Genomic DNA, 13,046 nt, shown 5'->3' with positions numbered 1-13,046 from the left:
GCGACTCATGAGTGCTCGGTTATATGCGGGCCAATTGGTTGTGCGGTAGATTTTGTGTGTAGGCTTCTTCATTTGAAAATTATATCGCTGAAAAAGCCTTTACAGATAGGTTTGTGCAACAAAGCCTTTCTATTTTATTAATCCAAACTGATCTAAGTTGGTTACCCACATCTTTGGCTTTAAATAAAAAGCTTAGTAAATAAAACTATATAATTAATTTTTTATCAAAAATATTGATATAAATTTTTGAATAAATTTAAAATAGAGCTGATAGTTTTAATTCGTTTGTGTATGGGTAAAGCCAAAACAATAGCAAAGTTTTTCTATGCAAGATGTTATGAAAGAAGAAGCGCCACGTACGAAAGATTTTGGACGTAGGTTTGTTCATCTAGGAATTATATTGCGGAATAAGACCTTACCGGTAGGTTTGTGCAACAAAGCCTTTAACGATATAAAAACTTTAATTTTTTAAAATTGTAACAAAAATAACTTTTAAGACTTTCAGGTTATGTGTTTTAATTAAACTTAACAATGGTTTAGCTAGATATTTAAAATGGATAAAATTAATATGTTTAATTTACATTAATTTTTATTTTTTGAACTATTTCGCACTTTTTAAATTTATACAATTTAGTTAGATTTATAGAACAACAATTCTAAATCGAGCAATCAAAATGCCCAATCTATATGATCATCATGTTTTAAGGCAGATCTATGATTTTATAGTCGAACTGGAAGGATTCGAAAAATTAACACCCTATAACCAAGCTATGGAGTTTTTCAAAAAACTTTCTCAAGGAGATCAATCGGACGTCATACAAACGGAGCCAAATATCCTTTATGGAAAATTTGGGAGCATATCTAAAATCAATCTTAGATTAGTACCCTTATTTCGAGAAAAGGATAAGTTCTTAAAATGGGCTTATGAGCAACTAAACTAACTAAATAACTTACTAAGTATTACTAAAGAGTATGAAATAACAAACTCAAACATTAGGAATAAAAAATGACTAACAATACCAGCGGTATAGTGAAATGGTTCAATGAAGGTAAGGGATTTGGATTTATACAATCTGATAGTGGTTAAGATTTATTTGCACACTACAGTAAAATAAATATGAGTGGATATAAAGTACTGAAAGAAGGCCAGCGTGTACAATTTGAAATTACTCAAGGAAAAAAGGCCGACAAGCTAGCAATATCACAGTTATGTAAGGCAACTGTGTTGGGGTGCTAAACGCAGTTAATATTCACGATAGTTTGGCCGTAAAAAATTTTTGAGGTTTCTCCATATGCGTAAAAGCTTCAAAATACTTATTACAATATTTCTATGTAGTTTAATCGTTGTCTGTTTTGTGGTTCATAGACAGAACACGGAAATAAGGTTAAGTGAAATGGAACGACTGGTTAAATAATATTTAAGCTCTTAAATTTAAATAATTAATTTAATATATCAGGGACCCTTAAAATGTTACAACTTATAAAATGCTTGGTTGGTATTCATGGTGAGATGGTTACACGAAAGTGCTTTGATGGAAATTTAATTTTTTTGTCAGAGTTGTTTAAAAGTAAAGAAATAACGGCTCAAAATAATTTAAAGTTTCAGAAAATCCCGCTAGGAAGTAGCGGGATTTTTTTGGTGACTATGTTACAGACAAAGCATAGGCGAAACTAGACTTAGAAATTTGTATGAAGTGTTGTGATCCTAATGCCCCGAATATGCCTAGCTAACAAAAAGTTAATTTATAAGCTATGAAATATAAATAAAATTGAAATAAGGTTAGGTGAATATTAATATATCTGATATAGTGTGTTCGATCGAATCCGTAAGCGGAACGGTAGTGTTTGAGTTGTTAACGGAATTGCGTATTCCCTCCATTCTGATGTTCAAGCATCAAATTCAAACAGTTAACGCATAGCATGAATTCGCATCATGCCGATCAAGGGAAGCCTGCAGCTATCCGTGGGTTTTCCTTAAATCATATTTTTAAGATAATGATTTAATTTTTATATCTTTTCTTAAATTTCACAGCTACTGTAAATATCATAAGTTTAAATTTTTCTTAAGTGAACAATCTCCAAAATTAAAGTTGGTTTTATTTTTAATACTATTCTGTTTACAAAAGCTCATTATATGAGTCAATAAATGAACATATCTAACGGCTGGACTACTGCTTCAGCAACTAACGGTGATGAAATTCGAGTGAATATTATTCCGTTAAAAAAAATTCAAAGCAATTTGAATGGTAAAACTTTAGTTGAAGTTGCTAAACAAGTTGTCCTAGAGTCAGGACAAAAGCTAACTTTAAATATTGATGGTAAATCTTTTTATACTGAACTAAATAAACTATATAAATTGTATTTTTAAACTCTCACTCTTAAACCTGAACAACTTAGAGCTAAAATTTTTTAATTAAATTATTTATAAATTAATTATTTATTTTCTTAATTTTTTCAAGAACTCTATATTAAATATTATTAAAGGAAATATTATGTCAAATTTAACTACAGGCACTGTTAAGTGGTTTAACGATACTAAAGGCTTCGGTTTCATCGCGGCTGATAACGGCGAAGAAGTTTTTGCTCATTTTTCTCAAATCATTTCAGGTGGTTTCAAATCACTTGCTGAAGGTCAGCGTGTACAATTTAGCGTATCAAAAGGTCAACGTGGTTTCCAAGCGAGTGAAATCGTTGGGATTGATGGCTAATACATGGAAACTTTATTAAACAAAGTAATGTTAGATGTGGTTGATCAACATGGCGCTGTCTATACACTAGAAGCTATGTGCGAAAAGTCATCTGATGAGCCAAATAGTTTTGGGGATTGCGTCCGTTATCTAAATATAGATGATGAAATAATTAAGCCTAGCTTTGATATGCATTTCTACAGTGATAAAACTGGAAAAATATTTAAGTTATTTTAATTTTTACATGCAATTAAATTAACCTCCTCTGGGAGGTTTTTTATTGGGTGAAATATGGAGCCTGATGTATATAAAGCGCTAACCAAAAAGATACCTCCCAAAAAGAAACCACGCACCAGGCCATTACCTAAAGCCAGTGAAAAATACTTTGAAGCATTCGAGAGGTTAAAAGAAATATTAGACCGGATGGAAATGAAGTATGAGGAGTACTTTCATTTCAAAAGTACCAAACATTTGCGTTTTGATTTACACCTCATCGAACATCGCATGCTAATTGAAATAGCAACTGGTCCATGGTCTGGAGGTCGTAAAGGCAAACTTGCAACCAAGGCTTGGAATATGGATCGTTATGACCATGCTGAAGAATTGGGATATCGATTTCACAGGTTTGAATTAGCTGATATCAATATGGGGCGTGCAACGGTCTGGTTAAAAGCTTTAAAAAAAGATGAATTATTATAAGTTAGATATTTCAAAGCTTATTGTTTCAGGATGTTTGATTACTTTAACTTTCTCATAATATCCGTTAGTTTTGGATTTCAACCTTAACAATTATGAGAAGAAAGTCATGAATAAAAATTTTGAATTACATGTTTTAAGCCAGATTTATGATTTTCTAATAGAGCGAACTGAACATTCACAGCAAGGTTTGCATAACAAGGTTCTTGAGTTTTTTAAAGAACTGAATTTAGGTAATGACAATGATTTTGAAATTGTTGATCCTAAAAAGATTGCGGGTAAATTTGGAGCAGTGAGTTTTATTCACTTAATCAATGTACCAAACTTTCATGATAAAGATAAATTTTTAAAATGGGCATATACGCAGTTGAATCGATAGTTCATATCAATATGCTTTAAAGATATATTTTGAATACATATTTTGATTAAAGTGTTTTATAATTTACTGGCTCATATCAGCGCAAATGAATTGGGTGAAGCCTCACATGTATATGTGGGGCTTTTTTCATTCAATTTATGGAAAATGTGAATGATCAAATATTACAATCTTTATCTGATTATTACCTTAATATGAGGGATATTTATCACTTTTGTGTGTAATTGCAAAATAAAACAAGAACTTGATTCACATACATCTAACAGTTGTATCCTCATATTTAAGGATTATTGGTTATATTGAATATGCTTGTTAATTAATCAATATTTACAGCAATTTCTAAACTGATAATTACTTAAAGGGAATATGAATGTCTAATTTAACAAACGGTACAGTGAAGTGGTTCAACGGTACAAAAGGTTTTGGATTTATTGCTTCCGATACTGGTGAAGAATTATTTGCACACTATAGTGAAGTACGAATCGATGGCTATAAAGTACTAGAGGAAGGTCAGCGTGTAATGTTTGAAATTACGAATGGTAAGAAAGGCAAGCAAGCCAGCAATATCCAAATTCTCTAAAAAATATTTACTCAACATATTATGTATTGACCCGTCTTTCAAAGGCGGGTTTTTGTCATTAATTGCCATTAAGTTTTAATATTTAAATGCTTAATTTAATTAAATGAAAACTACATGATAAGAGCAAAAAAAATGGCCTTTACAAGACTACAAGTACTGATTGGCGGACTAATTATAAGTGTGTTGATTTCTTCTGTGTGGATTTACCATGAAAAGAAGAAACAACGACGGGAAGAAATTCAAAAAATCATCATCGAAGCTAGAGCAGGATTAAGTCACGCTCAATAATAGGAGCTAAACTTATGGAATACTTTAGACCATTCCCACCTTTAGAACTAATTGATCAGGCTGAGGAGGAGGACGCTATACGTCTAGCGCCAGCACAAGAATTATTGGCCTGGGTGAAAGATAATTATTTGAATGTAGGGATAACTTCATAATCTAGACAATCATTAATATTTGAAAATCTTTATTTAAAGACTTTCTTATTATTTATCTCATAAATGATTTTCATAAATTTACACAGTAATCGTCATGCTTTGTTAGTGTAGAGTTTTAACAAATATATAGGCCTAAAGTATGAAAACGTTAGCCATTATAAGCGTGGTATTCGTATTGGTGCTGGTAGGTTGCCAGCAAAAAGACAGCAATGAAAATGAAGAGACGACAACACCTCATACATTTGATAAAGACTAACTTCCTCCAATGATTATTACAGCAGATATGAAAAAACCCTCATTAAGAGGGTTTTTTTAGGATTAGGGTTTTAAGCTTCAATCCAATTATCTTTAACTTCTTGAGAGTCTTTAGTCAGTACAATTTTATTGTCTGTAATTTCACCAACCCATGAAACTGGAATTAAGTGGTGATGACCAACACCATGCTTAGTCAGTTTAATTTGATCCGAACCTTGCAAGTGGTCTACTTCACCAACTTTAGTCCCACATGAAGCAATTACATCTGCATGGCTCTTAATATTTTCAACATTAATAGTAGTCATTAGAATATTATCCTATTTCAATGTGAGTGAGCATTCAGCCTATCGTAAATAGACGCTGATATCAGGGATTGAAATAGAAGGGATACAAAGGGCCTTATATTCTTACGTTCATGGCCAGATAAATTACATTGTATTATTTAGAAATAAGTCCCCATGATGGGGACTTATTGGATTATTACTTATGCTTAGTCTTAATCAGATCTGATAAATCAAAACCGATGGATTTTGCATAATCTAAGTATTCATCAACTGTGGCCTGGTCAGGGTTAGCAGTTCTGCTGAGTACCCAAAGATATTTTTTATTTGGTGACCCAACTAATGCAGTTTGATAGTCATCATCAATTTTTAGAACCCAATAATCACCACGGCCTACTGGCAACCAACGAATTGCTTTTGGTAAAAAGCTCACTTTAAGTTTCGAGTTGGCTGGCGCATTCTGAACATATGCTTCACCAATTGATTGGTTAAGTTTGCCGTCTGCACTATAGCAACTATTATCTACTTTCACGTTACCATTTTCATTTAAAGAATATTTAGCAGTGACGTTGTAATCACATTTGTTCTGGAAATATAGCGGCTTACGTGCAATTTCATGCCATGTACCAAGATATTTATTTAAATCTACCTTTGATACCGCTTGGACTTCCGTAGTGTTTGCATTTGCAGTTGAGAGCATTGAACCAGCTATAAGTACTGCACCACCAGCTAAAAGGAGCTTACGGGTTTTTGAATTCATGTTATAAGCCTACTTTAATTTGAAAGTGAATTAATTACTATAAATTGCTTTTAAGGTCATTTTGTTTTTTTATGTATTAAGTATTTGATCTTTAATCATTGTTTAACTTTTCAAGTTTTATTAATCCTTTTACTACCATTTTTAACAGATAAATAATATTACTTATATAAGCCCAAAAACTAAGTGAAAAAATGCTTACATTAAGCAAAATTATAATTACTTTCTAAGAACTCACTTACTTCTAAAGCACTTCAAGAGAGTATTGAATAAGAAAATTAATTGACGAAATAAATAGTTTAGTAATGGTCTTAATTTGCTTTACTACTTAATATTGGATTATATATCTAAAAATATGATAACATGCTCAAACTCTAAGCAATGGCTTTGAATGAGTCAGCCTTAAATTTTCAAACGAAAATGCCAGCACTTTTCAATACAAGCCTGTTTATTCCGCAAATAGCGGATATCTCTTTGATCAATTCAGATCTGTCTTACAAATAAAACGGAATAGGGAAGGTATGTCTTCATTGAAACCGTCATGGTATTCCAATGTGAATCCAAATGTGTTTATTAGCACAGTTGTTATTATCGGCATTTTTATTGCCATTGTATTTTTAGCTCCCAATGCTTTTGATTTAATAACTAAACAACTGAATCAATGGGTTACAAACTCATTCAGTTGGTTCTATGTACTATCTGTAGCCATTTTTCTCTTAGTGCTTATTTATATTGCCTGTTCAAATATGGGTAAAATTAAACTTGGTTTAGACCATAGCCAGCCAAAGTTTAGTAATAGCTCTTGGTTCGCTATGCTATTTACAGCTGGTATGGGCATTGGCTTAATGTTCTTCGGTGTCGCGGAACCAGTGATGCACTATGTTTCACCTCCAACTGGTGAGCCTGAAACAATTCAATCAGCGCAGCAAGCCATGCGTGTAACATTCTTTCATTGGGGACTTCATGCTTGGGCAATTTACACAATTGTGGGCTTAGCTTTAGCTTACTTTGCATATAGACATAATCTACCTCTTAAGATTCGCTCTGCTTTATATCCTCTTATTGGAAAGAAAATTTATGGTCCAATTGGTGATGGTGTAGATACCTTTGCAACGATCGGTACTGTATTTGGTGTCGCAACGACTTTAGGTTTTGGTGTAACACAAATTAACTCCGGCCTGAATTATCTATTCGGGATTGAATATTCAACGACGACGCAACTAATTCTAATCGTCATTGTTACAGCTATGGCCTCTTTGTCCGTATTTATGGGCTTAGACAAGGGTATTAAACGATTATCAGAGATCAATTTAGGCTTAGCATTAACCCTCTTATTATTTGTATTTTTTGCTAGTTCAACGATATTCATATTACAAGCGACTATACAAAATGCTGGCCAGTATTTTTCGAACTTATTCAACATGACCTTCAATTTATATGCCTATCAATCTGATGGTTGGATTGGTGGTTGGACCATTATGTACTGGGCATGGTGGATTTCATGGTCACCATTTGTAGGTATGTTCATTGCCCGTGTGTCTGAAGGCCGTACTATTCGTGAGTTTATTGTAGGTGTTTTACTTATTCCAACAGGGTTCACCTTGATTTGGATGGGAGTCATGGGGAACGCCGCACTATATAGCATTTTAAACGAAGCGAATACGTCACTGATTTCTGCAGTACAACGTGACTCATCCGTTGCATTATTTGAATATTTAGGGACCTTGCCATTCTCAGGCTTGATGAGTTTTGTGGCGACTATACTGGTTATGCTATTTTTTGTGACTTCAGCTGACTCTGGTGCACTTGTTACAGACTATTTAACAGCAAAATCGGAAAATTCTCCGACCTGGCAACGATTGTTTTGGACAACGTTAATGGCAGTGCTTGCGATTGTTTTGTTGTTCGCTGGAGGTTTAGGAGCTTTGCAATCTGCAACAATGTTGAGTGCATTACCATTCACCTTCGTAATGCTTTTAATTTGCTGGGGGTTAGTCAAGGCTCTACATTTAGATGCAACCAAGATGCAAGCATTACAGGATGCACGTATTACACCTAGAGCAATTCATAATCCAAGAAGTTGGCAACAACGTTTAGGATTGATTATGCATTATCCGCATACACGTAAAGAAGTTGAAGATTATATTGAAAAAACGGTATATCAGGCATTTTCAAATCTTCAGAAAGAATTTATGCGTCGTCATTTGAATGTAACAGTAAACATGATTGATGATGGCTTGGAGTTACGTGTAAACCATCAAGATGAGATTAACTTTATTTACCAAGTGGTTGTTCAAGAAAAAAATACACCAAGTTTTATGATTGATTCAGATGAAATTATGCAAGATTACCAAGCTGAAGTGTTTTTGAGAGAAGGTGGTCAAAATTATGACATCATCGAATGGACGCAAGAAGATATTTTGCAAGATGTTATTGATCAATACGAACGTCATCTACATTTTTTAAATCTAGTTAGAACCAAGAACCAATAGATAAAAAACCGCCCAGAAGGGCGGTTTTTTTTTATTCATAGTTAAATTAGGCCGGTATAGAAGCAACCTTATCTTCACGGTCCCAATAACGGTGATTCTGTATCGCTGTTTTAAATTGATCACTGACATCTTTGAAACTTTGTGAAGTGAAAAGCGCAGCATCTTGAGTCAGATTAAGCTCTTTAATTAAAGCCTCTTTATCACCCAATAAAACTATAGGTTTAAGATGCTTAAATGTTTCCAATACATAATGTTTAGCTACACCATCATTCAGGAATTCATCTAGATTATCACCATCAATAACAACGACAGCATCGTAGGTAACCGAAGGTTCGCCATTCTGACGTCCATCAACTGCAATTTCTTTACCATCGTTAGATTTCACCGGCGCGGCATTAGGGGCTAATACTTCTACTACAGCACTTTCTGATTCGCCCCAAGTCTTGATTGCATCGATAGAAGAAGCATTAGCACCGTTGTGTACCAGCAGTGCAATTTTACGTTGCTTAATATCAGATGCAGGGTATGCCAATGTACTTAAGTGATCAGATTTAGCAACGGCAGCTTTCTTAACCGATTTACTTTGCTTAGTCGGAGCATCTAACCCCAATTCTTTTGCTACAAATTGAGCTAAATCCAAGTCAATATTTGCAAGCACCTCATTTACGACCCGTTCCCTAATTTCAACAGCTTTCACTTTTGAAAGTTCAAATGCATAGGCATCCTTTATATGTTGCTGTTCGTGCTTAGCAAGACTTTGGTAATGCATGGTCGCTTGCGAGAAATGATCTGCGAAGCTTTCTGGTCGGATTCTTAACTTGCTGCCTTGGATTTGTTCAGGATGGGTTCGAAATGCATGCGGATCATTATTAGATTCTCTAGGCCAATTTTCATCTACAGAGTTAGGCTCATAATTCGCTTTACCTTTATAGACTTCATGGTTTGCATAGCCGCCACGTCGATTGGTATGGAAAGGGCAGACCGGTTTATTAATTGGAATTTGATTAAAGTTTGCTGTTCCTAAGCGGTGCAGATGCGTATCTGTATAGCTGAACAAACGACCTTGTAATAAAGGATCATTACTAAAATCAATTCCTGAAACAATATTGGCTGGACTGAAAGCAACTTGCTCTGTTTCAGCAAAGAAATCATCTGTATTTCGATTTAGAGTAAATTTACCTAGTGGAGTAATAGGTACGAGCTCTTCAGGTACCAATTTTGTAGCATCCAACACATCAAAGTCCCATTGAGCCGCTTCTTCTTCAGTAAAGATCTGTGCCCCTAATTCCCACTCAGGATAATTGCCACGTTCAATGGCATCCCATAGATCGCGACGATGGAAGTCGGGATCTTTACCATTAAGCTTTAAGGCCTCATCCCAAACGACTTGGGCAACACCTTGTTTCGGTGTCCAGTGGAATTTAACCAAATGCGCCTGATTATCTTTGTTAATTAATCTGAAGGTATGTACACCAAAACCTTGAATCGATCGTAAATTTCTAGGAATAGCACGATCTGACATCACCCAGGTTGTCATATGAGAGGCTTCGGTATTTAAAGAAATAAAATCCCAAAAGGTATCATGCGCAGATTGACCAGTAGGAACTTCGTTCGGATCTTCAGGCTTCACTGCGTGGACAAAGTCAGGGAACTTGATTGCGTCCTGAATAAAAAATACAGGAATGTTATTACCGACTAAATCGTAGTTTCCATCTTCGGTATAAAATTTGATGGAAAATCCGCGTACATCACGGACTACATCAGCTGAGCCGCGTCCGCCTTGTACTGTAGAAATTCTGACAAAGATTGGAGTTGGATTTTGAGTATTAGTCAAAAATTTAGCCTTAGTCCATTTTTCGTTGCCATCATAAGCTTCAAAATAACCATGCGCTCCAACACCACGAGCATGCACTACACGCTCAGGGATACGTTCACGGTCAAAATGAATTAACTTATCTCGTAAGAGAAAATCTTCTAACAGAGTAGGACCAGTCTGATTTATTTTTAAGCTATTTTGATTGTCAGCTACAGGTACACCCAAAGATGAGGTCAGTGTTTTACCATTAGGGTCTACATATGCCTCTTTTTCAAACTGATCAATTTTAGGATTATTTGATTTTTTCATGAGCTACATCCCTTTGTCTGATGTTATTTAGTACATGTGCTAGATAAGGTTTTGCTATTGCATAAAGCTAATATAGACAATAAAGATGCTTGGCAAAATTAAAGTAAAAAATTGTCTATTTTGTGTTCAATCTGATGATTGATTGGAGCTACTTTCACAATAAAAAGCAGATTCAGCCCAGCGGTCACATTTGCAGCGGGGGCATTGAGAATTTAGAGAACTAATAAATTGCGTTTGACCACACAGCATGCACGAATAGTATTTTTTGGAATCAAAACGCTGTGCTTTTTGGTAGTGATCAGGAAAAATTGGTAGTCCCCATTTAATATTATCCTTGGCATAAGGGATTACACTTAGACACCCATCTGTTTCAAGTAAGGCTGATTTGACTTGCCCTAAGTGCTCTATTTTGTTTTGCCTTAACTCAGCAAAAAATTCGTCATATGAATACTTTTCCTGTTTGATATCTTCAACAATCAATAAGCCATCTTTAACGATATACATTGGCCTACCTTCTAACATGGTTTCAAATGAATCTGATTTCATGATGAGGTATGTAGTTAATCTATAGAGAAGAATAATGACTGCAAATACAATGAGTGCTTGAATGATGGGGATATCATCATTAAACATGGGGTCGCCTGCTGCAGATCCCAAACTTAAAATAATAGCTAACTCAAATACTGAAAGTTGCCTGACACCTCTTTTACCTGAAAATCTTAAAAAAATAATAATTAAGATAAACATAATGATGCATCGGAAAATAATTTCCAATGCAAAGTTAAAAGAGGTGTCATGCAGAATTATTTTTATGAAGTCCATATTTGATACAATTTATTAATTCTAGTTTTACATACATACAGGGTTAAATTTTATCCCAAGCATCCTTAATCGCATGCTTAGCATGTTCCCATTTCAAGCGAGAATCTGCTTTAAACTCTTCCCATTTGGTTTGTAAATCTGGCTCAGAATCTTCGAAACGCGCATTTTCACCGTATAAATGACGTTCGCGCTCACCAAGCTCATAAGCTGACCTTAGATCACGGTCATAATCTATATCTGGCACTTCGCGTTGCAGATCCCCATAGTACGGTCTATTGGAGTAATCCGTGCGCCAGTCATGAGGTATTGGATGTTCATTTTGATGGTCGTTCATAGTAATAACTCCGATAAATTATTTAATAAATTGCAAAAGTAGTGATCCCTGGGCTACTTCTGCAAATACAAATTACTGTTGTTACTTTGACTATTGGTCTTGCTGATCATTCTGCTGACGTTGTTGATCAGACTGCTGATTTTGTTGATGTTGGGGTTGCTGCTGTTGTTGCTGATCATTCTGCTGACGCTGTTGATCAGATTGCTGATTTTGTTGGCGTTGGGGTTGATGCTGTTGTTGCTGACCATTCTGCTGGCGCTGCTGATCAGATTGTTGATTTTGTTGATGTTGGGGTTGCTGCTGTTGTTGCTGATCATTCTGCTGACGCTGTTGATCAGACTGCTGATTTTGTTGGTTTTGAGGTTTTTGAGTATCGCCACGTTGGTGCTGTAAGCGAGTATCATTATTTTGATCTTGGTTATAATTAGACATAATACTGTTCCTTTAAAGATTAATTAGATAATCTACTCAATTACAGTAGATCATTTATTATTAACATGAATATTGCTAATATGATTATTAAAGATGTTACATAATCTTTATTAAGTTTCAATTTGTTTAAAAGTAATACTTTGGGGGTTGTTTTATATACATAAATAGTTATTTTTTAATTACATGAAACTAACAATAATAATTTTTTAATATTTTAGTGAGTGACTTGCATAGAGCTTTATATAGTATTTTTAATTTTTTGATAGGCTTACCTTTAGTTAAAATTTCGAAATTATAAAATTTTTTCTTAAAATAAATGCAATAGAAAAAAGTACCTACAGGTTTCTTTTTGTTTTCGGATCCTCCACGCTTTAAAAGTCCAGTGCAAGATATATAAATATCTGATTTGAATAATTTTTTTCCATTTACAATCATTTGAGTGGTTACTTCTGGGGATTCAGCAGTATATTTATCTATAAGTGATTGTTTTATATTTAAAATACGCTTCTTGAATAGTAAGTCATAACTAACAATAGAACCATCCAGAAGTATTCCAGAGTTTTTATCTTGTGAAATTCTATATGCTAAATAACCTGCACTCGCACTTTCAAATAGCGTTATCGATAGGGATTTTTTAGAAATAAAGGGCTTTGTTGCACAAACCTATCTGTAAAGGCTTTTTCAGCGATATAATTTTCAAATGAAGAAGCCTACACACAAAATCTACCGCACAACCAATTGGCCCGCATATAACCGAGCACTCATGAGT

Annotated in this window: 15 protein-coding genes and 1 pseudogene; 9 read left to right on the top strand and 7 right to left on the bottom strand. The window is 34.4% G+C overall.

The window, feature by feature from the left end; all coding sequences use genetic code 11:
* The first annotated feature begins 1,006 nt into the window (after window positions 1–1,006).
* The 8 genes and pseudogenes from FTU22_RS15670 (at window position 1,007) to FTU22_RS15635 (ending at window position 4,627) form a co-directional block, all read left to right on the top strand.
* A pseudogene (locus FTU22_RS15670) lies at window positions 1,007–1,215 on the top strand (cold-shock protein).
* Between the two features lie 931 nt (window positions 1,216–2,146).
* Window positions 2,147–2,368: a transposase gene (locus FTU22_RS15665; protein ID WP_067766975.1), complete on the top strand. Its 222-nt coding sequence runs from the start codon at window positions 2,147–2,149 to the stop codon at window positions 2,366–2,368.
* Between the two features lie 124 nt (window positions 2,369–2,492).
* Entirely contained in the window at window positions 2,493–2,708 is a 216-nt protein-coding gene (locus FTU22_RS15660; RefSeq protein WP_067766972.1) for a cold-shock protein, read from the top strand.
* 3 nt (window positions 2,709–2,711) lie between these two features.
* Window positions 2,712–2,924 (top strand): hypothetical protein, encoded by a 213-nt coding sequence (locus FTU22_RS15655; protein WP_078193454.1) that lies wholly within the window; start codon window positions 2,712–2,714, stop codon window positions 2,922–2,924.
* Window positions 2,925–2,978: 54 nt separating this feature from the next.
* Complete coding sequence (locus FTU22_RS15650; RefSeq protein ID WP_180095365.1) at window positions 2,979–3,386, top strand: hypothetical protein; 408 nt, start codon at window positions 2,979–2,981, stop codon at window positions 3,384–3,386.
* Between the two features lie 106 nt (window positions 3,387–3,492).
* A complete protein-coding gene (locus tag FTU22_RS15645) occupies window positions 3,493–3,762 on the top strand; it encodes a hypothetical protein (protein ID WP_078193453.1) in 270 nt (89 codons plus the stop codon).
* 367 nt (window positions 3,763–4,129) lie between these two features.
* Window positions 4,130–4,339 carry a cold-shock protein gene (locus FTU22_RS15640; RefSeq protein WP_111883687.1) on the top strand — a complete coding sequence of 70 codons (210 nt, stop codon included), beginning with the start codon at window positions 4,130–4,132 and terminating at the stop codon, window positions 4,337–4,339.
* Between the two features lie 114 nt (window positions 4,340–4,453).
* Window positions 4,454–4,627 (top strand): hypothetical protein, encoded by a 174-nt coding sequence (locus FTU22_RS15635; RefSeq protein WP_180095362.1) that lies wholly within the window; start codon window positions 4,454–4,456, stop codon window positions 4,625–4,627.
* Window positions 4,628–5,105: 478 nt separating this feature from the next.
* Here FTU22_RS15635 and FTU22_RS15630 read toward each other — a convergent pair whose 3' ends face one another.
* Both FTU22_RS15630 and FTU22_RS15625 read right to left on the bottom strand, forming a co-directional pair.
* Window positions 5,106–5,339 (bottom strand): DUF2171 domain-containing protein, encoded by a 234-nt coding sequence (locus FTU22_RS15630; protein ID WP_180095359.1) that lies wholly within the window; start codon window positions 5,337–5,339, stop codon window positions 5,106–5,108.
* 175 nt (window positions 5,340–5,514) lie between these two features.
* Entirely contained in the window at window positions 5,515–6,075 is a 561-nt protein-coding gene (locus FTU22_RS15625) for a lipocalin family protein (protein ID WP_078190805.1), read from the bottom strand.
* 518 nt (window positions 6,076–6,593) lie between these two features.
* On the opposite strand from FTU22_RS15625, the gene FTU22_RS15620 reads away from it, so the two are divergent.
* Window positions 6,594–8,564, top strand: coding sequence for a choline BCCT transporter BetT (locus tag FTU22_RS15620; protein ID WP_180095356.1), 1,971 nt, complete (start codon window positions 6,594–6,596; stop codon window positions 8,562–8,564).
* 46 nt (window positions 8,565–8,610) lie between these two features.
* On the opposite strand, the gene FTU22_RS15615 is transcribed toward FTU22_RS15620, so the two are convergent.
* From FTU22_RS15615 to FTU22_RS15595, 5 genes are all read right to left on the bottom strand, one after another.
* The gene (locus tag FTU22_RS15615; RefSeq protein WP_180095353.1) at window positions 8,611–10,689 is read right to left on the bottom strand and encodes a catalase; all 2,079 of its coding nucleotides are present in this window, start codon (window positions 10,687–10,689) and stop codon (window positions 8,611–8,613) included.
* Window positions 10,690–10,815: 126 nt separating this feature from the next.
* Window positions 10,816–11,511: a DUF421 domain-containing protein gene (locus FTU22_RS15610; protein WP_180095350.1), complete on the bottom strand. Its 696-nt coding sequence runs from the start codon at window positions 11,509–11,511 to the stop codon at window positions 10,816–10,818.
* 43 nt (window positions 11,512–11,554) lie between these two features.
* Window positions 11,555–11,845 (bottom strand): hypothetical protein, encoded by a 291-nt coding sequence (locus tag FTU22_RS15605; protein ID WP_180095347.1) that lies wholly within the window; start codon window positions 11,843–11,845, stop codon window positions 11,555–11,557.
* Between the two features lie 90 nt (window positions 11,846–11,935).
* Entirely contained in the window at window positions 11,936–12,277 is a 342-nt protein-coding gene (locus FTU22_RS15600; protein ID WP_180095344.1) for a hypothetical protein, read from the bottom strand.
* Between the two features lie 189 nt (window positions 12,278–12,466).
* Window positions 12,467–12,919 (bottom strand): CinA family protein, encoded by a 453-nt coding sequence (locus tag FTU22_RS15595; protein WP_180095368.1) that lies wholly within the window; start codon window positions 12,917–12,919, stop codon window positions 12,467–12,469.
* Between the last annotated feature and the right edge of the window lie 127 nt (window positions 12,920–13,046).

The sequence above is a fragment of the Acinetobacter sp. YH12076 genome (genome assembly GCF_013419525.1).
Classification (GTDB): domain Bacteria; phylum Pseudomonadota; class Gammaproteobacteria; order Pseudomonadales; family Moraxellaceae; genus Acinetobacter; species Acinetobacter amyesii.
The sequence above is the reverse complement of the archived record's forward strand: the minus strand, read 5'-3'. Positions and strand labels throughout refer to the sequence as shown.